Origin of the sequence: Metabacillus kandeliae (assembly GCF_021166585.1) — a bacterium.
In the GTDB taxonomy this organism is placed as follows: Bacteria; Bacillota; Bacilli; order Bacillales; family Bacillaceae; genus Metabacillus_B; species Metabacillus_B kandeliae.
In genome coordinates, this window is sequence record NZ_JAJOZE010000001.1 from 568914 (window position 1) to 591727 (window position 22814).

The 22814-nt window shown below is 33.8% G+C and carries 21 protein-coding genes; all 21 read left to right on the forward strand.

All coding sequences use genetic code 11. The features are described from left to right. Positions 1 to 11: 11 nt before the first annotated feature. The 21 genes from LRR81_RS02780 (at position 12) to LRR81_RS02880 (ending at position 22812) form a co-directional block, all read left to right on the forward strand. Complete coding sequence (locus LRR81_RS02780) at positions 12 to 1115, forward strand: glycosyltransferase family 1 protein (RefSeq protein ID WP_231787761.1); 1104 nt, start codon at positions 12 to 14, stop codon at positions 1113 to 1115. Beyond that, positions 1115 to 2008 (forward strand): glycosyltransferase family A protein, encoded by an 894-nt coding sequence (locus LRR81_RS02785; RefSeq protein ID WP_231787762.1) that lies wholly within the window; start codon positions 1115 to 1117, stop codon positions 2006 to 2008. The genes LRR81_RS02780 and LRR81_RS02785 overlap by 1 nt, the downstream gene beginning before the upstream one ends. A gap of 11 nt (positions 2009 to 2019) precedes the next feature. Further along, positions 2020 to 3087 carry an EpsG family protein gene (locus LRR81_RS02790; RefSeq protein ID WP_231787763.1) on the forward strand — a complete coding sequence of 356 codons (1068 nt, stop codon included), beginning with the start codon at positions 2020 to 2022 and terminating at the stop codon, positions 3085 to 3087. A gap of 23 nt (positions 3088 to 3110) precedes the next feature. Continuing rightward, positions 3111 to 3842: a glycosyltransferase family 32 protein gene (locus LRR81_RS02795; protein ID WP_231787764.1), complete on the forward strand. Its 732-nt coding sequence runs from the start codon at positions 3111 to 3113 to the stop codon at positions 3840 to 3842. Positions 3843 to 3854: 12 nt separating this feature from the next. Continuing rightward, a complete protein-coding gene (locus LRR81_RS02800) occupies positions 3855 to 5054 on the forward strand; it encodes a glycosyltransferase (RefSeq protein ID WP_231787765.1) in 1200 nt (399 codons plus the stop codon). Between the two features lie 12 nt (positions 5055 to 5066). Beyond that, a complete protein-coding gene (galE, locus tag LRR81_RS02805) occupies positions 5067 to 6104 on the forward strand; it encodes a UDP-glucose 4-epimerase GalE (protein WP_231787766.1) in 1038 nt (345 codons plus the stop codon). A 16-nt stretch (positions 6105 to 6120) separates the two neighbouring features. Then, a complete protein-coding gene (locus LRR81_RS02810; protein WP_231787767.1) occupies positions 6121 to 6282 on the forward strand; it encodes a hypothetical protein in 162 nt (53 codons plus the stop codon). A gap of 12 nt (positions 6283 to 6294) precedes the next feature. Beyond that, the gene (locus tag LRR81_RS02815; RefSeq protein ID WP_231787768.1) at positions 6295 to 6891 is read left to right on the forward strand and encodes a sugar transferase; all 597 of its coding nucleotides are present in this window, start codon (positions 6295 to 6297) and stop codon (positions 6889 to 6891) included. After that, positions 6892 to 7527 carry an acetyltransferase gene (locus tag LRR81_RS02820; protein WP_231787769.1) on the forward strand — a complete coding sequence of 212 codons (636 nt, stop codon included), beginning with the start codon at positions 6892 to 6894 and terminating at the stop codon, positions 7525 to 7527. It begins immediately after the preceding gene. 1 nt (position 7528) lies between these two features. After that, positions 7529 to 8704, forward strand: a complete 1176-nt coding sequence (locus LRR81_RS02825) for a DegT/DnrJ/EryC1/StrS family aminotransferase (protein ID WP_231787770.1) — start codon at positions 7529 to 7531, stop codon at positions 8702 to 8704. After that, positions 8701 to 9747 (forward strand): glycosyltransferase family 2 protein, encoded by a 1047-nt coding sequence (locus LRR81_RS02830; protein ID WP_231787771.1) that lies wholly within the window; start codon positions 8701 to 8703, stop codon positions 9745 to 9747. The genes LRR81_RS02825 and LRR81_RS02830 overlap by 4 nt, the downstream gene beginning before the upstream one ends. Next, complete coding sequence (locus LRR81_RS02835; protein WP_231787772.1) at positions 9744 to 10904, forward strand: polysaccharide pyruvyl transferase family protein; 1161 nt, start codon at positions 9744 to 9746, stop codon at positions 10902 to 10904. The genes LRR81_RS02830 and LRR81_RS02835 overlap by 4 nt, the downstream gene beginning before the upstream one ends. Positions 10905 to 10916: 12 nt before the next feature. Beyond that, positions 10917 to 12113 (forward strand): glycosyltransferase, encoded by a 1197-nt coding sequence (locus LRR81_RS02840; RefSeq protein ID WP_231787773.1) that lies wholly within the window; start codon positions 10917 to 10919, stop codon positions 12111 to 12113. Positions 12114 to 12117: 4 nt separating this feature from the next. After that, positions 12118 to 13305, forward strand: a complete 1188-nt coding sequence (locus tag LRR81_RS02845) for a glycosyltransferase (protein WP_231787774.1) — start codon at positions 12118 to 12120, stop codon at positions 13303 to 13305. 12 nt (positions 13306 to 13317) lie between these two features. Further along, positions 13318 to 14511, forward strand: a complete 1194-nt coding sequence (locus LRR81_RS02850; protein ID WP_231787775.1) for a glycoside hydrolase family 88 protein — start codon at positions 13318 to 13320, stop codon at positions 14509 to 14511. 136 nt (positions 14512 to 14647) lie between these two features. After that, complete coding sequence (locus tag LRR81_RS02855) at positions 14648 to 15568, forward strand: SP_1767 family glycosyltransferase (RefSeq protein ID WP_231787776.1); 921 nt, start codon at positions 14648 to 14650, stop codon at positions 15566 to 15568. 12 nt (positions 15569 to 15580) lie between these two features. Further along, on the forward strand, positions 15581 to 16612 hold the full coding sequence (locus LRR81_RS02860; RefSeq protein WP_231787777.1) for a glycosyltransferase: 1032 nt from the start codon (positions 15581 to 15583) through the stop codon (positions 16610 to 16612). 13 nt (positions 16613 to 16625) lie between these two features. Next, positions 16626 to 18191, forward strand: coding sequence for a lipopolysaccharide biosynthesis protein (locus LRR81_RS02865; RefSeq protein WP_231787778.1), 1566 nt, complete (start codon positions 16626 to 16628; stop codon positions 18189 to 18191). A gap of 192 nt (positions 18192 to 18383) precedes the next feature. Continuing rightward, positions 18384 to 19472, forward strand: coding sequence for an acyltransferase (locus tag LRR81_RS02870; protein ID WP_231787779.1), 1089 nt, complete (start codon positions 18384 to 18386; stop codon positions 19470 to 19472). A gap of 153 nt (positions 19473 to 19625) precedes the next feature. Beyond that, positions 19626 to 20708 carry an acyltransferase family protein gene (locus tag LRR81_RS02875; protein WP_231787780.1) on the forward strand — a complete coding sequence of 361 codons (1083 nt, stop codon included), beginning with the start codon at positions 19626 to 19628 and terminating at the stop codon, positions 20706 to 20708. 166 nt (positions 20709 to 20874) lie between these two features. Beyond that, positions 20875 to 22812, forward strand: coding sequence for an asparagine synthase-related protein (locus LRR81_RS02880; protein WP_231787781.1), 1938 nt, complete (start codon positions 20875 to 20877; stop codon positions 22810 to 22812). Positions 22813 to 22814 lie beyond the last annotated feature (2 nt).

Consider the following 22814-nt stretch of genomic DNA (forward strand, 5'->3'; position numbering starts at 1 on the left):
AAGGTGATCCTTTGGAGCCAGTAAGAATTCTGCAAGTAGTCACCATAATGAACCGAGGCGGCTTGGAAACAATGCTGATGAATTATTATAGAAAAATCGATAGATCACAGATCCAATTTGACTTCATGGTTCACAGAGATGAAAAAGGCCATTATGATGATGAGATTAATAGCTTAGGAGGCAGAATTTATCGTATGCCTTCTATTAAACCGGGGAGCTATAAAAGGTATTTCAAACTGCTCGATGACTTTTTTAAAGAACATAAAGATTATAAAGTTATCCATGCCCATAATAATGAAAACAGCAGCTTTGTTTTAAGAGCTGCTAAAAAAGCTGGCGTTCCTTATAGAATAGCTCATAGTCATTTGAGCGATCTAGGACTTGATTATAAATATCCGTTTCGATTGTATGCCAGGTATTTCCTGAAAGATAGCACTAACTTTTACTTTGCCTGTTCGAATAGTGCAGGTAAATGGTTATTTAATAAAGAAAAATTCACCGTTTTAAACAATGCAGTAGATGCTTCACGATTTAGATTTAAACAAGAAAATCGAGTGAGAATAAAAAAAGAGCTTGGAATTGAAGAAGGTTTAGTTATAGGGCATGTAGGACGCTTTAATAAACAAAAAAACCATAAATATCTCCTGGAGATTTTTAAAGAAGTTAATAAAAGAAGAAAAGATTCTCATCTAATTTTGGTCGGAGAGGGTCATTTGCAGGAAGAAATGAAAAGAAAGGCAGTAGCATTGGGCGTTGCTCCAAATGTCCATTTCTTAGGAGTTCAAAAAAACATAGAAGAAATTATGCATGCAATGGATCTATTCCTTTTTCCATCACTATTTGAAGGACTCCCTGTTGTGTTAATAGAAGCGCAGGCTGCAGGCCTTAAATGTGTTGTTTCAGATACGATTACAAAAGAAGCAGATTTAACCCAGAGGCTAGTATTCAAAAATATCAGGGAAAACCCCTCTGAATGGGCTGATCATATTCTTTCTCTAGATTATGATCATGCAGACACTTTTAAAATGATCCAAAAAAGCGGGTATGATGCCGCAGCAAATGCAAGATGGCTAGAAAACTTTTACTCTGAAAAAAATCAAATCGGTGTAAACTAATGGCAGAATTATTGACAATATTTACTCCAACTTATAATCGTGCATATACTCTTCATTTAGGATACGAGAGTCTAAAAAAACAAACTTACAAAGATTTTATATGGCTGATTATAGATGATGGTTCTGAAGACGAGACAAGGGATTTAGTAAACAGCTGGATGAAAGAAGATCTTATCAAAATCCGCTACCATTATCAGGAGAACCAAGGAATGCATGGAGCGCATAATACAGCGTATCAATTAATTGATACAGAGTTAAATGTATGCATCGATTCTGATGATTATATGCCAAATAATGCAGTTGAAAAAATCATTGAGACCTGGGAGAAAAATAAACATTTGAATATTGCTGGAATAGTAGGGCTTGACGCAAATCCAGACGGTAATATTATCGGAACAAAAATGCCAGACCATCTAAAATGTGAAACCCTCAGTAATTTATATAGCAAACATAGAGTAAAAGGAGACAAAAAACTCGTCTTAAGAACTGACTTAACTAAAAAGGTTCCGCCATATCCGATTTTTCCTGGGGAAAAATATTGCCCCCTTAGTTATAAGTATATATTGATTGATCAGGAATGTCCGTTACTTTTGTTAAATGAAGTTTTGTGTTACGTGGAGTATCTAGAGGACGGATCAAGTATGAATATGATAAGTCAGTATAAGAAAAACCCTAGAGGTTTTTCTTTTTTTAGGAAGACGGCTATCAAATATGCACCTACGTTAAAAGATTCTTTAAGAGAAGCTGCACATTATGTATCAAGCAGCCTGCTTTCAAAAAACTATGATTTCCTAAAAGAATCACCTAAAAAAGTTACTACTTTTCTTGCTATACCTGTTGGAATTCTTCTGTATTTATATATTAATAACACAAAAAAATTAACGGTTAAGTAAGGGAATTTAATATGGAAGTTCTTTATGTAAATTTATTTAGTGTATATATTTTTTCATACTTTGCAAGATACTTTTCTATACAAGACCTAAGCAATATAACGCGAGTGAAAGCTGAAAAACTCCTGGTTCTAATATCGGGCACTATTTTAATTATTGTTTCTGGCTTAAGAAACAATATTGGAGACACCGTTTTCTATATTCATTCATATGAAAAAGAAAATTTCACTTGGGAGAGTGTCATGAAGGGAAAAGATGCAGGATTTGGTGTGTATCAAATGCTGCTTAAGCAATTTTCAGATGATCCCCAAATTTTAATTTTTGTTTCTGCTTTCATTACTAACCTTTTGATTGTAATGGTTCTCTATAAATATTCCAGATTACTAGAAATAAGCTTGTATGTTTTTATTACATCTGGCATGTTTTTAGTTTCAATGAATGGCATGAGACAATTCTTAGCAGCTGCCATATTATTTGCAGGCACAAAACTATTAGAAAAAAGAAAATGGTTGCCTTATTTTTTAGTTGTACTTTTGGCGTCAGCGTTTCACCAATCGGCACTTATTATGATTCTCGTTTACTTTTTGGTAAATAGAAAGGCTTGGACTAAAGGAACCTTTATGCTGTTGGCAGCCGCTGTTTTGATTGTAATTGGATTTAGTCAATTTCAAACGCTTCTCTTTAATGCCTTGGAAAACACTCAATATGAAGGATATAAAAATTTTTCTGAAGGTGGTGCCAACTTTTTAAGGGTAGTAGTAAATGCTGTACCTTTAGCGATTGCATACTTTGGAAGAGACCGTCTAAAAGAAATTAATCCTAATTCAGATCTCATAATAAATATGACATTGTTAGGCTTTATTTTTATGATAATATCTACACAAAACTGGATTTTTGCTAGGTTCTCCATTTATTTCGGATTATATAATTTAATTCTTGTTTCTTGGATTATTAAGGTGTTTCGTAAAAAAGATGAAAAGCTAATTTATTATTCCTTGCTAATATGCTATTTTATCTTCTTCTATTATGAAGAAGTACTTAGTTTAAATATGTATTATTCCAGCGACTACATTAAATTGTAGCTAGTGATAAAAGGGGGGAGATTATGAGTGCAATACCAAAAATTATCCATTTTTGCTGGTTTGGGAAGGGTGCAAAACCTAAGCTGGTTCAAAAATGCATCAATAGCTGGAGAAAACATTTGCCTGATTATCAGCTGATTGAGTGGAACGAAAGTAATTTTGACATTAACAGCAACCAGTATGTCAAGGAAGCTTACGAAGCAAAAAAATATGCTTTTGTCAGTGATTTTGTCAGGCTGCACGCCCTGTATAAGCATGGGGGAGTTTATATGGATACTGACGTAGAAGTCCTTAAATCGCTGAACCCGCTTTTAAAGGATAAAATGTTTACTGGATTTGAAGACGGGCAGTTCCTGCAGTCAGGAACAATTGGGGCAATCAAAGGGCATGAATTAATCGAGGAATTTATGAAGTATTACTATACAAAACGGTTTAAAAAATTGGATGGCACTTATGACATGACCACAAACACCAACATTATGACATCATTGTGTCTGCCATTCGGCTTAAAAACAGATGGAAGTAAGCAAATTTTATCAAATGGAACAGTGGTCTATCCACGGACCTACTTCAGCCCATATGATTACATCAATGGAGAAAATCACATTACAGAGCAAAGTTATACCATTCATCATTTTGCTCAAACCTGGCTTCCCGCAAATGTTAGGCTTAGAAGCAATTTAAAAAGAATGGTAAGCCGCATTGCTGGACCCAAGACCATTTCAGCAATAAGGAAAGCAATTCAATCTAAGTAAGAAGGGCTAAACATGAAAAAGAAAGTGCTGATATCTTCGTTTGATTTGGCTATTGGCGGGGTAGAGAGAAGTTTAATCGGGCTGCTCAGCCAATTTGATTATTCAAAGTATGATGTAGATTTGATGCTTTATAAACATGAAGGGGAATTTTTCCCTATGATACCTAAAGGGCCCAATCTTTTACCAGAACAGGCTGATTATGCAACCTTTAGAAAATCTATAAAAGAGATTGCCAAAGAAAAAAGGTATCCAATTCTTCTATCCAGGGTAATGGCTAAGTATTTAAGTTCTTTTCAAGGAAGGGTAAGGAAAATTGAAGAGCCTGGTTACCTAACAATCCAGTACGGCTGGGATTTAACAGCCCCTTTTCTCCCAAAGGCTGAAAAGAAATATGATGCAGCCATCAGCTTTTTGTGGCCGCATCACTTTGTAGGTGAAAAAGTAATTGCCAGAAAGAAATTCGGCTGGATCCATACTGATTATTCAAATATAGAAGTGGATCAGAAACGAGACGAAAAAATGTGGAGCAAAATGGATAAAATTGTGGCTGTGTCAGATGAATGCTCTAAAACTTTCCTCGATGTCTATCCTAAATTGCATAATAAAACAGAGGTTATTGAAAATATCATCTCTCCAAAATTTGTTAAAGAGCAGGCAATCACCGGAAGTAGTATTGGAATTAAACGAAAACCAGGCAGGACAATTCTAGTCTCTGTTGGCCGCCTCACTCACGCTAAAGGTCTCGATGATGCAGCAAAAGCATGTAGAAAGCTAATTGACCAAAATATAAATGTGGAATGGTACATAGTCGGTTACGGCCCTTTAGAAAATGAACTGAAAAAGCTGATTAAAGAACTGGATCTAGAAGATCGGTTTTTTTTATTGGGGAAAAAGACCAATCCTTATCCCTATATTAAAGCCTGTGATATATATGTGCAGCCAAGCCGCTATGAAGGAAAAGCTGTCACCGTCAGAGAGGCTCAGATTTTGGAAAAGCCAATTGTTATCACAGATTTCCCAACTGCAAGAAGCCAGGCGGAAAATGGTGTAGATGCTCACATCACAGAGATGGGTGTAGATGGAATTGTTAACGGGATAAAGGAAGTTATGCAAAACGACCTGCTTAGGCAAACTTTGATTCAAAACTTACAACAAACCAATTTTGAAAGCACAGCAGAGATTGAAAAGCTTTACAGCTTGATTGAAGCTTAAAAGGAGGATCTAATGGCCATTCTTTTAACGGGCGGTGCCGGGTATATCGGCAGCCATACATGTGTGGAGCTATTAAACGCCGGACAAGAAATTGTCGTTCTGGATAACTTGTCCAACAGTAAGATTGAGGCCTTAAAAAGGGTATCTGAAATTACGGGAAAAGGACTAGCCTTTTACCACGGGGATCTCTTGGATAAAGAAACAGTTGAAAAGGTATTTATCCAAAATCCCATTGAAGCAGTCATCCACTTTGCCGGTTTTAAAGCAGTCGGTGAATCAGTAGAAAATCCACTTGCGTATTATCAAAATAATATCAGCGGCTCACTTGTTTTGTTTGAAATAATGAAAAGCTTTGGAGTGAAAAATTTGGTATTCAGTTCCTCCGCGACGGTTTATGGCATACCTGAAACGGTTCCCATTACAGAGGATTTCCCAATAGGTGCCATCAATCCTTATGGACGAACTAAGCAAATGATTGAAGAAATTCTGAAGGATATTTTTATATCTGATCCAGAATGGAGCATCACGTTATTAAGATACTTTAACCCGGCTGGTGCACATCTAAGCGGGAAAATCGGGGAAGATCCAAAGGGCATTCCAAATAACCTCATGCCATATATTCAGCAGGTAGCGATAGGAAAGCTTGATGAACTGAAGGTTTTCGGAAACGATTATCCTACACCAGATGGTACCGGGATAAGGGACTATATCCATGTCATGGATTTGGCAAATGGACATGTAAAGGCGTTGGAAAAGACAATTCATCGGCCTTCCTTGAATATTTATAACCTTGGTACAGGCACAGGATACAGTGTTTTAGAACTCAAGAATGCTTTTGAAAGTGCAACTGGACAAATCATTCCCTACAGCATCACTGAAAAACGACCAGGCGACGCTGCTGCATGCTTTGCTGACCCTTCTAAAGCACAAAGGGAGCTGGAATGGCAGGCACTTAGAGGAATTGAGGAAATGTGCCGGGACAGCTGGAACTGGCAGATTAATAACCCGGAAGGCTACAAAGAAACAAAGCTGACAGCTGAAGTTTATTAGAAGCGGGGAGTCAACAATGGAAGAAGCAAGCCTAACGCAGAAGCAGCTAATAGAGCTTCTGCTTTTTGCGTTCAGAAGAGGAGAAGAAGCAGATTCCATAAGCGCAGCAGAACTGGTAGAAGAAATTATTTACCTGCTTCAATATATGATGAACATCCGAGAACAAAAAATTATTTAGGGGCTATAAAGCATGAAAAGAGTATTCGATTTTGTATGTGCTTTTATCCTGCTGATGATCTTTATCGTACCAATGATCATTCTTGCTGTGATGATAAAAGTAAAGTTAGGATCTCCTATCCTGTTTAAACAGCTGCGCCCCGGACAATACGAGAAACCATTTCTCCTTTTTAAATTTCGTACGATGACAAACGAAAAGGATGCTAATGGTTTTTTATTATCTGATGAAATTCGGCTGACGTCTTTTGGAAAGTTTTTAAGGAGGTTCAGCTTGGATGAGCTGCCGCAGCTTTTTAATGTGATAAAGGGAGATGTCAGTTTAGTAGGGCCCAGGCCTCTCTTAATGGAATACTTGCCCCTTTATACAAAGGAACAGGCGAAAAGGCATTTGGTTAAACCGGGGATTACCGGCTGGGCCCAGGTGAATGGCAGAAACCATTTAACATGGGAAGAAAAATTCAAGCTGGATGTTTGGTATGCAGAAAACAGAACTTTTCGGCTAGATATTAAAATTCTAATGATCACTTTATTAAAAGTAATAAAGTCTGAAGGCATTCAGCAGACTGGCTTTGCAACAGCAGAAAAATTTAAAGGGACAGGAATGGATTAAATGGAAAGCCTGATCATAATTGGAGATGGCGGGCACAGTAAAGTAATCCGAGACATTATAGAAGCCCAAAATAAATATAAACTGATTGGTATTTTGGATGATAAATATATAAACATTGAGAAGAGAAACGGCTTGTACTATGGGCCGGTCAAAGATTATAGAAGGTTCCTTGATCAGATACTATTTTTCATAGCAATTGGGGATAACAACTCCCGAAAAAAAATTGCACAAGAACTTTCTTTATCAGATCAGCAATATGCCTGCCTGGTCCATCCAAGTTCTATTATCAGCAAAAGTGTGAAGCTAGATGCTGGTGCCGCCGTAATGCCAAATTGTGTGGTCAACGCAGATACGAAAATTGGAAAGCATACCATATTAAACACAGCTGCTGTTATTGAACATGATTGTGTAATTGAAGATTATGCCCATATCTCACCAAATGCAACCTTAACAGGCGGGGTCAGGATAGGAGAAGGCGTTCACATCGGAGCTTCAGCAGCAATTGTTCCTAAAACTTCAATCGGTGAATGGACTGTGATAGGAGCGGGAGCCGCAGTGATACACTCCATTTCATCCTTCTCATTGGCTGCTGGCGTTCCAGCAAGAATTAAAAACAAAGCATTAGGAGGTGTTTAAGATGATCCAGGCAACAGAACAAAAAAGAATCTTTCTATCACCGCCGCACATGAGCGGAGAAGAATACAAATATATTAATGAGGCTTTTGACACGAACTGGATTGCACCTCTTGGACCGAATGTGGATGCGTTTGAAAGGGAGATTGCGCTATATACAGGAGTTAAGCATGCTGCAGCTGTTAGTTCGGGGACTGCTGCTATTCATTTGGCTCTTATTTTACTTGAGGTAAAAGAAGGGGATACCGTATTTTGTTCTTCATTGACCTTTGTAGCCAGTGCTAATCCTATACTTTATCAAGGAGCGACTCCCGTATTTATAGACTCTGAGCCAGAGACTTGGAATATGTCGCCGGAAGCATTAGGAAAAGCATTAAAAGAGGCAGCAGATAAAGGAGAACTGCCTAAAGCCATCATTGCAGTTAATCTTTATGGACAGATGGCTAAAATGGATGAAATTCGTGCCCTTTCTGAAGTATATGGGGTGCCTATCATTGAAGATGCTGCTGAATCTTTAGGATCCTTATATAACGGAAAAGCAAGCGGGGGATTTGGCAAATTCGGGATATTTTCATTTAATGGCAACAAAATTATTACCACTTCTGGAGGAGGCATGCTTGTTTCAGATGATGAAGAAGCAATTAAAAAGGCTAAATTTATTGCTTCCCAGGCCCGTGATCAAGCAATCCATTATCAGCACAGTATTCTTGGTTTTAATTATAGAATGAGCAATATTTTAGCTGGCATTGGCAGAGGGCAGCTCCAATTTCTAAATAAAAGAGTTGAGGCCAGAAGGTCTATTCATGCCTATTACCAAAAATATTTAAGTAAAATACCGGGCATTGATTTTTTGCCAGAACCAGAGAACACTTTTTCCAACCGGTGGCTGACAGCTGTAACAATTGATGAAAAAGTATCAGGTTTTACAATATCGGAAATTTTAAAAGAATTGGCTGAAAATAATATAGAAGCAAGACCTGTATGGAAGCCGCTGCATTTGCAGCCTCTTTTTAAAACTTGCAAATACTTTTGTCATGAGGATCACAAAAGTATATCTGAAGTGCTTTTCAGTAGAGGTATTTGTCTTCCGTCAGGCTCAAATCTATCTGTTGAAGAATTAAACAGAATAATTGATTGTTTTTATGGAGTTTCTCAGAGAAAAGGAAAAATTATAATATGAAGCCAAAAGTTTCAGTTATTATTCCTGTCTATAATGCTGAACAATATCTTGATGAGTGTATTGATTCGTTATTAAATCAAACTCTTGATGAAATAGAAATGATTATTGTTAATGATGGATCTATAGATAAAAGCCAGCAAATTATTGAGAGTTACTGTAGAACAGATAGTAGAGTAAGACTATTTTATCAACTGAATCAGGGAGTAAGCGCTGCAAGAAATAAAGGATTACAAATGGCGTTAGGAAAATATGCAGCCTTTGTTGATGCTGATGACTACATCGAACCAGATATGCTTCAGACTCTTTACTCTTCTGCAGAAGAAGGTAAATATGATGTGGTAATTACAAATTTTGCGAATGAAATAAAAGGTATAAAGCGGATCACTAAATATCCTTTCCCCATGAATTTATTGTTAGATAGACAATTTATAGAAGAAAAAATATTGCCTTATCTAGTGGGGACAGATAACTTCAACTCAGTTTGCACCAAACTATATAAAACTGACATTATTCAAAAACATAACATTGAATTTCCTTTGAATGTTGATCTGGGAGAAGATGGAATATTCAATATGAAATTCTTTTCTCAGGCAAAAAAAGTCATGTACATTGATTACGCTGGATACAACTACCGTGAGGTGTTTGGAAGTGCTACGAGAAACATTATTGAGAAAGATTACTTTAAAAGAGCGTTGGAAGAATATATTCAACCACTTCCTGAAGAAGTAACTAAAAAAATAAATTCTGATGTAATAACTCAGCTTAAATCCAAAAAACTAATTAATAGCATAAAAGCATACATACACATTTACTTTGCAACTGGAGAGATTCCTTTTAATAGAAGATACCTATACGTAAAGAAAATGATTTGTCATCCTCTGGTTCAAAGAGCTTTAGTAAGCTATTTAAATAGCACAGCTGGAATTGGAAGATATGAAAGGGTTCTATATTTGCTTATAAATAAAAAACTGACAATTGGCCTATATTGTATTACTTCATATAGCCAATTTAGAAATAGGCACGCGGGAGGAAATACTAAATGAAGATTATGATGTTTGCACATGATGGGAGCCAGAATCGCGGGTGTGAAGCGATTGTTAGGTCCTCTGCCAAAATTATTAAAGAAAAATCCAATAAGGCGGAGATCTTTTTATCTTCTGGTAGACCGGAGACAGATAAGATAATTACTCATTTAGACAAAATCAATGATGGGTCTGCCAAGGATATTAAAAGGTATTCTTATGATTGGTTTGTATCTACTATGAGATATAAGCTTTTTAAAGATGAATCATATGCCTTAAGCAAAATTCATAAAAATATTATTCAACAGATTAATGAAGCGGATATATGCTTATCAATTGGAGGAGATAATTACTGTTATGGAGAGCAGCCAGGCTGGTATGAAATTGATCGAAGGATAAAACGTAAAAATAAGAAGCTTGTGTTATGGGCTTGCTCAATCGGCGAGCAAGATCTATCGGAACAAAAACTAGAGGATCTAAAAATGTTTGATTTAATCCTGGCAAGAGAATCTATTACTTATCAAACGCTGTTAGACAAAGGTCTTTCAAATGTTAAGCTGTGTGCCGATCCCGCTTTTACAATGGAAAAAGAAGAGCTGCCATTGCCTAAAGGCTGGAAGAAAGGAAAAACTCTTGGACTCAATTTTAGCCCCTTAGTTTTAAGTAAAAATAAAGAATCAGAAACTGCTGTTTATCAATTGATTGAACATATTTTAAGCACAACAGATTTGACCATTGCGCTGACTCCTCACGTTATAAAGGAGAAGGACAATGACTTCAAATTACTTTATGAGTATTACCAAAAATTTAAACAGTCAGATAGAGTACTGATTTTACCTGATAATCTTACTGCACCTCAGTACAAAGGCTATATTTCAAGGATGAAGTTTTTTGTTGGGGCCAGGACACATGCAACGATTGCTGCCTATTCATCACACGTACCAACCTTGGTACTTGGATACAGTGTGAAATCAAAAGGAATAGCAAAAGATCTATTCGGAGAAGAAAAATATGTATTGGGAATAAATGAACTTTCAGACAGTGATAAATTGAGAGCAGAATTTAATCACCTCTTAGAGAATGAAGAAGATATTAAAAAGTCTCTTGAAAAATCAATTCCACAAATTAAGAAAATGTCTTATAAAGCAGTAGACTATTTAAATGAAATTGAAATATGAGGATAACCTCAAATGAAGAAAAACCTTTTGTTTGTTATTCCAAGTCTATCTGCCGGAGGCGGAGAAAAAAGTTTAATCAATCTATTAACACAGATTGATTTTGAAAAGTATCAAGTAGATTTGCTTCTATTTAATAGAAGTGGAGAATTCATTTCCTTATTACCTAAACAAGTAAATATTATAAAACTCAATCAGGACTACGAGCTTTTTTCTAAAAATCTTTTCCTATCGCTAAAAGGATTTATATTAAAAAAACAAGTGAGTTTAGCATATTCCAGGCTGTTATTTACAATTCTATCAAGAGTTATACTCGATAAAGCAAAGTCCGAACAATACGCTTGGAAGTATGTTCAACAGTCCATAAACAGTTTAGAAAAAAATTATGATGCTGCCATAGGATACCTAGAGAAATCATCTATCTATTTTGTAGTAGAAAAAGTTAAAGCTAAAAAGAAAATTGGTTGGATTCATACTAACTATCTCAATTCTGGTATGGACGAAAAAATTGACCGGTCTTTTTTTCAGCACTTGGACCACTTGGTAACCGTATCCAAAGAATGTGCAGATTCTTTGAAAATAAAGTTCAAACCCATGACTAATAAAATTGAAGTCATCTATAATATTGTGTCACCGCAAACAGTTCGTTCGCTAGCTAATCAAAACGTTTCTGATCGATACAATCAAGCAGAAAACAGAAAAAAAATTATTACTGTTGCCCGTCTTAGCCCTGAGAAAGGAATTGACCTTGCTGTTAAAGCTTGCAAAATCTTAGTAGAAAAAGGGCACCGGATTCAATGGATTGTTTTAGGAGAAGGCAGCGAACGAGATAAATTAGAACTAATGATTAAAGAGTTAAATTTAAATAATCATTTCTTTTTAGCTGGTGTAAAAAAGAACCCTTACCCTTATATGAAAGATGCGGATATATATGTTCAGCCTTCACGGTATGAAGGGAAATCTATTGCAATTGATGAAGCAAAAATTTTGGCAAAACCGATAGTAGTGACTGACTTTGACAGTGCTAAAGATCAAATCATACACGAAGTAAATGGATTAATTGTAGAAAAAGATGAACAAGGGATTGCCAAAGGGATAGATAAATTGCTTAGAGATACACTCTTTAAGCAAAGCTTATCTAAAAACTTACAGATGGAAAAGCTGGGTACAGAAGAGGAAATACAGAAGCTATATACTTTAATCGAGTGGTGATGGTATGAAGAAACAAATTTTATTTATTATGAATAATTTGAACTGTGGAGGGGCTGAAAAAGCCCTTATTTCTTTGCTGGAAACGATTGATTACTCAATATATGAGGTTGATCTTCTCCTATTTAAGAAAGAAGGAATTTTTTTAAGCAAAGTTCCAAAGCAGGTGAATTTACTGGATGAGCCGAAAGAGTTTATTTTTTTCGATATGCCTATAAAAAAAGCAATTAAAAAAGGCTTTTTAATGGGAAGAATAGATATAGTTATTAACAGAGTTGGAGCGGGATTTATATATAAAAAAGAGAGAAATTCAGCACGTTGTGAACAAAGAGTGTGGAAGCGCATAAGGAAAACCTTAATGCCTTTAGAAAAGAATTATGATGCAGCTATTGGGTACCTTGAAAAGAATCCAGTATATTTCTGTATTGAGATGGTAAAAGCAAAGAAAAAAATAGGATTTATACACAATGATTATGAAAAACTTGGCATGGATTCTAATATAGATAAAAACTACTTTGATAAACTTGATCACTTAATAACAGTATCTAATGAATGCGCTAATGTACTAAAAAAGAACTTCCCATTGTTTATTAATAAGATTGAAGTAATGCAGAATATTGTTTCGCCTGCAGTTATCAAAAAGTTATCGTTAGAAGAAGCAGTTAAAAAGGATTCTAATGTGCATATTGTGTCTGTAGGTCGTCTAAATTATCAAAAGGGATTCGAATTCGCTATCCATGCCTGCAAGACACTAAGTACTGAAGGGCATCGTTTAAGATGGGATATTATTGGAGAAGGCGAAGAACGAGAGACTTTAGAGCGCCTCATAAATGAAGCAGGATTAAAAGGCACAATTAACTTATTAGGAATAAAAGAAAATCCTTACCCTTACATTCGAAGAGCTGATATTTATGTTCAACCATCACGGTTCGAAGGAAAATCGATAGCAGTCGATGAGGCTAAAATTCTTCAAAAACCTATCATTGTTACAAATTTTAGTACAGCGAAAGATCAAATCAATGATGGTTTTAATGGCTTGATCGTAGACATGAATGGAGATTCTATTGCTGAAGGGATTAAAAAACTAATAGAAAACCCTGATATTGGAAAAAAGTTAGGTTTAAACCTTAGTAAAGAAAAATTAGGAACAGAAATGGAAATTCAAAAGTTTTATAGATTTATAAGTGCAATTTGAGGAGGAGAAATAATGTTAACAGCCTGCATATTATTCATCTTATTATTTCTAGCTTTTTTTCTCACAGATATTTTTCCTATTTTAAATGACTGGTTTAATAGAATTAAGATTGGAAAATACCAGAATGAACTTATTTGGATAGAAAATATTACAAAAGTCAGTTTAAAGTGGGTGAATAAAACCCCTAAAGTTAAACTAACAGATAATAATCGTTTAATTTTAATTGATATTATAAAAGGCAATTATTCAAAACCAACTATTCAGCATTGGCAGGAAGCATCCTTAATTCTTGGAGTATGCGAAAACAATAGCAATAATGAAAAGATAGAAAGGGAAGTAAAGAAATTTTTAGAAAGAAAATTTGATTCCATGGGTCAGTGGAAGGAGCAACCAAAGCATATCGATGCAGCCATTCTGGCATATGCAGTTATGAAGATAGAATTTGAAGATACGAATAAATTTAAACCCGCTTTTGATTATATTTGGAAAATGATCCAAGATCACTTGGGAACTGAGGGAACAGTTTTATATAGAAAATCAATGCCTAATTACAGATACGTAGATACTATTGGATTTATTTGTCCTTTTTTAGTTAGGTATGGAGTTAAATACAATAAACCCGAATGTATTGATTTAGCTTATAAGCAATTAACAGAATACTTAAATAATGGCTTTGACAAACAAATCAAAATACCATGTCATGCATATAGCATTATAGATAAGGCACCACAGGGGCTATACGGCTGGGGTAGAGGATTAGGGTGGTTTGCGATCGGTCTTATGGATAGTTGGAAGGAAATGCCTATTCAGCATAATTACAAAGTTGAATTAAAGACCTACATAAAAAGTTACGCAGCTGCTATTAAAACGTACCAGCAAGAAAATGGAAGCTGGAACTGGACCGTAACAAGAAATGAAGCAAGGTCTGATTCTTCAACAACAGCTATACTTGGCTGGTTTTTGGCCAACACAACTGAGATAGATAATACCTTTAAAAAAAACTCGGAAAAAGCTCTTGATTATTTAATGACGGTAACCCGTAGGAGTGGGGCAGTAGATTTTTCTCAAGGAGATACAAAAGATATAGGAATTTATTCCAATTTATATGCTTTGTTGCCCTTTACCCAAGGGTTTAGTTTAAGGTTAGTTGCTATGCAACCTCTAGTAAAGCAAGATATTACTTCTTTAAACAAAAAAGGTGCGTAACAAAAGGAAAAATTATTTAATAAGTTAATTCTCTAGTGGGGTGAGTAGTTGAAAAACCTAAAACGCAAAATAAATGTTTTGAAGAAAAAGAGTAAGAGTCATGGCAGTCAGATTTTATCTGGAAAGGGACTGTATAATGAGCAGAATAAAGAGAAGTCTTCTAATGGTATGGAACAATACTATTAATTTAAAAATCATCACTGAGAATCAAATTAATAGATTAGTAGATATAGTCAATCAATTATATACAAAATCACCAAAAGTTTTTCCTATTGAAGACACCCTATTACAGATCATTAATAATAAATTATCGGTATGCAGATATGGTGATGGTGAATTTAAACTTATAAAAGGTCTAGATATCACTTTTCAAAAGGCAGACATTATTCTAGCAAATAAACTAAAACAAATATTAGCAATAAATGAAAAAAATTTAATGGTTTGTATACCGGATGTATTTGATTCTTTACATCATTATGAAAACCAGACTAGAAAATATTGGCAAATTCATATATCTAAAAATAGGTTGCAATGGTATAAACTTTTAAGAATAGATAAACAGTATGGGAACTCTTTCATTTCAAGATTTTACAACCCTTTTGTAAACAAAAAAGACATTAGTAATTATATCGTTTTATTAAAAAAATTATGGGATGATCGAGAAGTAGTAATAATTGAAGGCGCTAAAAGCAGGTTGGGAATAGGCAATGATCTATTTAATAGTTGTAAATCGATTGAAAGAATTCTAGTTCCTGAAGAAAATGCTTTCGAACAATATGACAAAATTTTATTTGAAGCATCCAAGTTAAATAAAGAAAAACTTATCCTTATTGCAGCGGGTCCCACTGCCACTATATTAGCATACGATTTGTATAAAAAAGGATACCAAGCTATTGATATTGGCCATGTTGATATTGAATATGAATGGTATTTACGTAAAGCAAAGACCAAAATTAAAATTGAAAATAAATATGTGTGCGAAGCTGGTAAAGGAGAAGGGGTCGGGGAACTAAATGATCAAAATTATACTAGGGAGATCATTAGCATAGTTAATTAAGTGGGTGATAGGATGGAAAAATTAATTAGCGTAGTAGTACCAATATATAATCAAGAAAAGTGGCTCGCTCAATGTATAGAAAGCATATTAGATCAGCCTTACCAAAATATTGAGATTCTTTTGATTGATGATGGATCGACTGACACAAGTTTTCAGATATGTGAACATTATAATCTTAAAGATCATAGGGTTAAGGTAGTTAAAAAAACTAATGGGGGTGTCAGCAGCGCTAGAAATACCGGAATAATTGCTGCAAACGGGTCTTTTATTACATTTATTGATCCTGATGATACAATTAGCTATCAATATTTTACAGATCTTTATAGCCTAGCAGATAAAAATGAATGTGAAGTGGTAGTATGCGGATACACTACTTTCCCGACCAATAAACATGTTGTTCCTGGTTTTGCATTAAATAAGGTAATGACCGGTAAAGAACTAATTTTAAGTTCAAGGTATGTTCATTCTAATAATGATTTATGTTTTTCTTGGAGGTATTTTTATAATTTAGATACTCTAAGGAAAAATAATAGTATGTTCAATGAACAGTTGTTTATTGGAGAAGATGTCATCTTTAACTTAGAAGTATTAGCGAAATCAAAAAGAGTAATTGCAGTATCAGAATCTTATTACAAATATACGATTAATAATCCTGAAAGCGTAATGAGAACTTCCTACAAGCCTCAATTGCTCAACAACCTATCTGTTCAATATGAGGTTAGAAAAATTGTTTCAGCAGATAATGGACTGAACAGAATAAAGACATATAGAAACGATTTGGCAAATTATAATATAAAAAATATTTACGCATTATTAATAAATAATCTAATTAACAAAAATGACAAAAATCACTATGAAAAAGAGATTCGTGAAATTGTTAACAGTAAACTGGTTAGAGAAGGCCTAAAAGAAATAGGATTTTCTTATAATTGTAAAAGTATTAAAGAATATATATATTTCCTAGCTCTAAAATACAAGATTTATACCATAATATTATCTGTTTTTAAAAAACAATTGACCCCTGGAAACATTAAAAATTCATAAAGAAGGCGAATTAATGAGAACAAAGTACTCAATCTTAAATATTGCTACAGGGATAGGAAGTCAAATAGTCATTACATTACTTAGCTTTGTTTCTCGTACTATTTTCATCCAATTCCTAGGGGCTGAGTATTTAGGAGTTAACGGTCTTTTTGGTAACATATTAGGAATGCTTTCATTAGCTGAGGCGGGTATTGGGTCAGCTATTATATATAATCTTTACAAGCCAATGTCTGATAATGATACAGAAAAAATTAATGTACTAATGAAATTTTACCGAAAAGCATATATTTTCATATCTTTTATTGTAATTTTGCTGGGGATCTCATTAATTCCTTTTTTGCCTTTTATCACAGGCAATTCACATATTGAAAATATTACTTTAATTTATATTATTTTTCTTGTTAACACAGCCTCTTCTTACTTATTTCAACATAAAATATCCTTTCTGAATGTGGCTCAGAAAGGATATATTGTTACTGCAGCTTATACGGTCTCCTCCATTTTCTCAATCCTGATAAAATGGGGGATTTTATTTTTTACAAAGAGTTTTATCCTCTATTTACTTGTAGACATTATCATGACAATTGGCACATCCTTTATACTAACTGGAATTGTTAATAAAAAGTACCCATTTCTAACTAGAAATACAAAAAGCAAACTTGATAAGGCAACAAAAAGCAATATTGTTACAAATGTAAAAGCTCTTATATTGCATAATATTGGGGGCTATGCAGTCTTTGGAACAGATAATATCCTAATTGCATCATTTATTAATTTAAAGGCAGTAGGACTTTATTCAAACTATTATATGCTATTCAATCTCTGTCGGACATTTATTAATCAAATTTTTGACAATATTAATTACAGTGTAGGGAATTTAGTTGCGAGTGAAAGTAAAGAAAAAGTTTATAGTGTTTTTAAAGTTATGATGTTTTTCAATTTCTGGATCTATTCCTTTTTTGCTACTTTCCTATATGTCATTATAGAGCCGTTTATTAAATTATGGATTGGACCGGAATATCTAATGGGTAAAGGAGTACTTATTATCCTTTTGCTGAATTTTTATGTTTCCGGTATGAGGCGGTCTATTACGATGGTTAAAACAACTTCAGGAATATTCCATGAAGACCGTTATGCTCCTTTTTTTGAAGCGGGTGTAAATTTATTTTCTTCAATTGTATTAGTTCATTATTTCGGCATAGCAGGGATATTTCTTGGGACATTTATAAGTACTTTGCTAGTTCCTTTTTGGATTTCACCCTACCTGGTATACAAAAAAGTGTTTGATATAAATTTAACAGGATATTTTAAAAGATATTTACTATACTTTTTGCTATTTATGATTGTTGCAGAGATAACGAGTTTAACATGCAGTATTTTTCCGAGCGAAAATTTACTTTACTTGTTGTTAAAAATGATATTAAGCTTGGTAATTCCTAATGTAATCTTTTTAGTGATTTTTAAAAAGACAGAAGAATTTACTTATCTTTCAAAAATTATCGGCCAGTATTCTATGAAAACATGGCTGAAATTTAGATCTTATAAAAATTTTACTCATGTAAAGCATAAAACTTATTGAAAGGGTGTATTCCTGTTAACGGGTTTTTTAGAATTCTTAAAACAGTCTTTCTTGGTATGATCCGAGGGTTGTAAAAGAAGAAGGAATTTACCCTTAATCTACTATGTTTGTATAGTGGATACGCGAGGACGGAACCTAGAAAAACCGTTACTGGTTTACTCATGAGGGGAATTTTACGATAGGGGTTAATATATGAATAGAAACCATTCAATTGATTTAATAAAGTTTTTTGCGATTTTCTTGGTTGTTTGTATCCATACTGCTCCTTTTTCCAAAATAAATCTAGGCTTTATTAATGGGTCAAATATAACTTTTATCTTAAATACTTTTGGAAGGTTTGCTGTACCGTACTTTTTTATAATATCAGGATATTTGTATGGAATTAAGAATAATAAATATGAATTCTATAATAAATATACGTTTAAATATCTTTTAAATTTATTTCGGATATATTTAGGTTGGGCCGTATTTTATGTCTTGTATGATTTTTTCCTGAATTGTATGCATGGTATTAACATACAAATAGAGGCTTTACAGTTTATTAATAAAATAATGAATTTAAAAACCTTATATCTAAATGGGATTAGCAGCAGGCACGCATATCAATTGTGGTACCTTGTTGCTTTAATTATTTCTATCTTAATTATTTGGGTTTTTATAAAATTAGATAAAATAAAATTACTACTGATAATAAGTTTAGGATTAAATCTAATAGGTTTATTCGGAGAAGGACAATCATATTCTCAATTTTTCAACGCTCATATTATTACTAGAGATGCCTTATTTTATGGATTGTTTTATACAACGCTAGGTTTTTTCTTTGCAAATAATACTTTTATACCAACCCAGAATCCATACGTTTATTTAAAATTATTTTTTCTGTTTTTCTTTGGACAATTTATTGAAAGATTTGTATTGGTCTATCTTTTTCAAGCTCCACAGGGAGATTACTATGTATTTACTATACCCCAAACTATATTCTTATTTTTATTTGTAGTAAGTTGCAGGAATGTGAAGGATAATTTCCTAGCAAAAATAGGATCTAACGCAGTAGGTATCTTCGTAATCCATACCTTTGTCATAAGTGTTATTAAAGATATTATTTTAGGGGAAACTTTTTTCGAAAATATAATTGCAGACACCGTTGTTGGACAGTTGCTTTATACCCCAATCGTTTTTATTAGTTCCTATTATTTGTACACTTCAATACAACTAATTAAAAAGAAAATCAATTATATTTCTTATAGAAATGTTATAAATGAAACTAAAAAAGCAGGTTAATAAAATTAAATACATTGTCATTTTTTATTAGTTGATAAAATTTATTGTAAGAAAAAAAGCCTAAAAAGATAAATACCGCAACTAAACTTTCTATTTTGTAGTTTGTATTAATCCCTTTTTATAACGTTGGTCAACCAAGAAAGGAGTATGTTTTTGGAAATCTCAAAAAATGATATGAAAATGCTAAAAGGAGTAGCTATTTTATTAATGCTGCTCCTTCATTTATTTTGCAGAAAAGAAGTAAACGGTTTATATGAAACATTTCCACTTATAAATAATGTGCCTTTAATCTACTATATTGGGTTATTTGGAGATGCGTGTGTCCCAATATATTGCTTCGCAAGCGGTTATGGATTATTTGTTTCTTATAAGAAGCAATATAAATCAAAGAACTTTCCACGACTATTTAAGCTATTAATTAATTTTTGGATAATTTTAATCCTATTTGTAGGTATTGGCTTACTATTAGGAAAGTTTGAAGCATTCCCAGGGGGGGTTAATGGGTTTATTCTCAACTTCTTTTTATTATCGAATTCATATAATGGTGCATGGTGGTTTTTGCAAACTTACGTCATCCTTGTTTTTATATCTCCAGTTCTGTTTAAATTGGTATTGAAATACAGCACAATTAGTATACTGCTAATAACTGCAGCAATTTACTTAGTATCCTATATTCAACGAATTAAGCATGTAGTGGATTTTGGAGACAGTTTATTACTAGGTACGATTTCAAATTCTCTAGTTTTGGTGGGCACCTCATTATTTCCATTCATTTTGGGGACTATTTTCGCCAAAAATAGGGTTTATTCGAAAATTTATAGTAAGATTTATAACATTTCTTACAAGAATATTCTTTGTGCTACTGGCATAATAGCTTTAATCATTATTCATTCGGTATACGAGTCTATGATTATTGCTCCTTTTACTGCGTTAACTTTTATCTGTATTTTTACATTAATGAATAAAAGTACAATAGTTCAAAAAACTTTCGCATTTTTTGGTGAGCATTCAACAAACATATGGTTAACTCATATGTTTTTTTATATGTCGATCTTTCCAAGTTTAACATTTGCACCAAGATACCCAATATTGATATTTATTTGGCTGCTAATATTATGTATTATTTCTTCTTATATAATTAATTTTATTTATAAGTCAATTATTAAGATGAAAATTAAAAATACCCCACACGAGCCTAATGAGGGTACTTATCAAGTTAAATTAAATGACCTCTAATATAAAATTATTAATTGTGAATAAAACCAATTGACGCACTGATTTCCTCATGGTATCTTGGTACTATATTGTTCTTTATAATGAACATAAAGCGAATTATATGCTTTCATAAGGATAGTCGTTACACTAAAAGTTCTTAAATAAGAACAGATTGGAGTTGGAAAACATGAGCGCAATTGTTGGCATGTATCAATCATTAAAACAACCAGTATCAGCTGAATCTAAAACGACTATGATGCAAGCTCTTGAACATTTTCCTGCCAATGATGTTCAAATATTTCATAAAGAAGACATTTTCATGGGCTGCCACTTACAGTGGATCACACCTGAATCAGTAGGGGAACAGATCCCTTATTATGATTCAGAAATGCAATTAGCTATTACAGCTGACGCTATTATAGATAACAGGGCCGAACTCTTTGAAAGACTGCAAATCGCTAATACAGAACGAAGAACCATAACGGATAGCAAGCTGATTTTACTCTCTTACTTAAAATGGGGAACAGAGTCCCCTAAATACTTAATTGGGGATTTTGCGTATGTCATTTGGGACGAAAAGAAACAGCTTCTTTTCGGTGCTAGAGATTACTCAGGCGGCCGAACGCTCTATTACCATTTTAAAGACAGTAAGTTTAGTTTTTCTACAACCATGAAACCACTGCTTACACTGCCATTCGTTGCAAAAAATTTAAATTCTGATTGGCTATCAGAATATCTTTCCATACCATACAACTTTGAATCCATAGATCCTTCATCAACTATCTATAAAGAGATTTATCAGCTGCCGCCTTCTCATTTATTCATCGTTAAGCAAGATGGGGTTAAGCTGACAAGATATACTCAGTTTAATTTTGACAAAAAGTTAAGCTTATCTTCTAACGAAGAGTACGAGGAAGCATTCTTGCATGTATTTCAGGAAGCAGTAAATTCTAGAATTAGAACCATTCATTCTGTTGGAGCACACTTGAGCGGAGGGCTTGATTCTGGATCTGTAGCAAGCATAGCAGCTAAATCTTTAAAGAAAGAAAACAAATCACTCCATACATACAGCTATGTGCCAGTTGACGGCTTTGAATCTTGGATTCATAAAAGAAGAATAGCTGATGAAACACCATTTATTGAATCAACTGCCAACTATGCAGGAAATATCAAAAAAAACTTTTTAAAATTTGAAGATAAAAACCCTTTTTCTGAAATTGATAGCTGGCTGGAAGCGATTGAAATGCCTTATAAATTTTACGAAAACAGTTTCTGGATAAAGGGTATTTACGAAAAAGCAGAACAGGATGATATAGGTGTCCTCTTAAATGGTCAAAGAGGAAACTGGACGGTTTCCTGGGGGCATGCAATGGAATTTCAGGCTGTGTTACTCAAAAAGTTTCAGCTGTTTAAGTTGTTCCGTGAAGTGGCTCTTTATAGCCAGAATATTGGAGTAGCCAGAGGAAAAATATTTTCGGTTGTTAGAAAAAAGGCATTTCCATCGCTATTTAATAGAAATGCTCATTTGGAAGAAGATCCTTACCCGCAGATGATAAATCCTCGTTTTGCTGAAACAACCAAAGTTTATGAAAGGTTGGCAGAAAATGGGGTGGATTTTACTGGAACAGGAACACAAACCGTTTTTGATGTGAGAAAAGAGCAATTTAAAAGAGTTTATTATTGGAATATTAATGGAACATATGGAACTAAACTGTCACTAAGACACAGGATTTGGGATCGTGATCCTACAAATGATCTTAGAGTCGCTAATTTTTGCCTTTCTGTTCCTGAGGATCAATATGTTCAAAATGGGCAGGATCGGTCACTAATTAGAAGGTCTATGAAAGGGCTGCTTCATGACAGTGTGAGGCTAAATCAGACAACTAGAGGTATACAAGGTTCAGATGGTTTATACCGAATACTTCCTGTATGGAAGGAATTTGTATCAGAAATTGAAGACATACTTATAGATCCTGTGATGTCTGATTTGCTGAATATGTCTACCATTCGATCCTGTCTGGAAAAGCTTAAGGATGATCCATCCCCTAAAGATGTTTTTGAAGATGAATTTAGAATTTTAATGAGAAGCTTAATTTTTCATCGTTTCATGAAAAAACTCACTTGAAA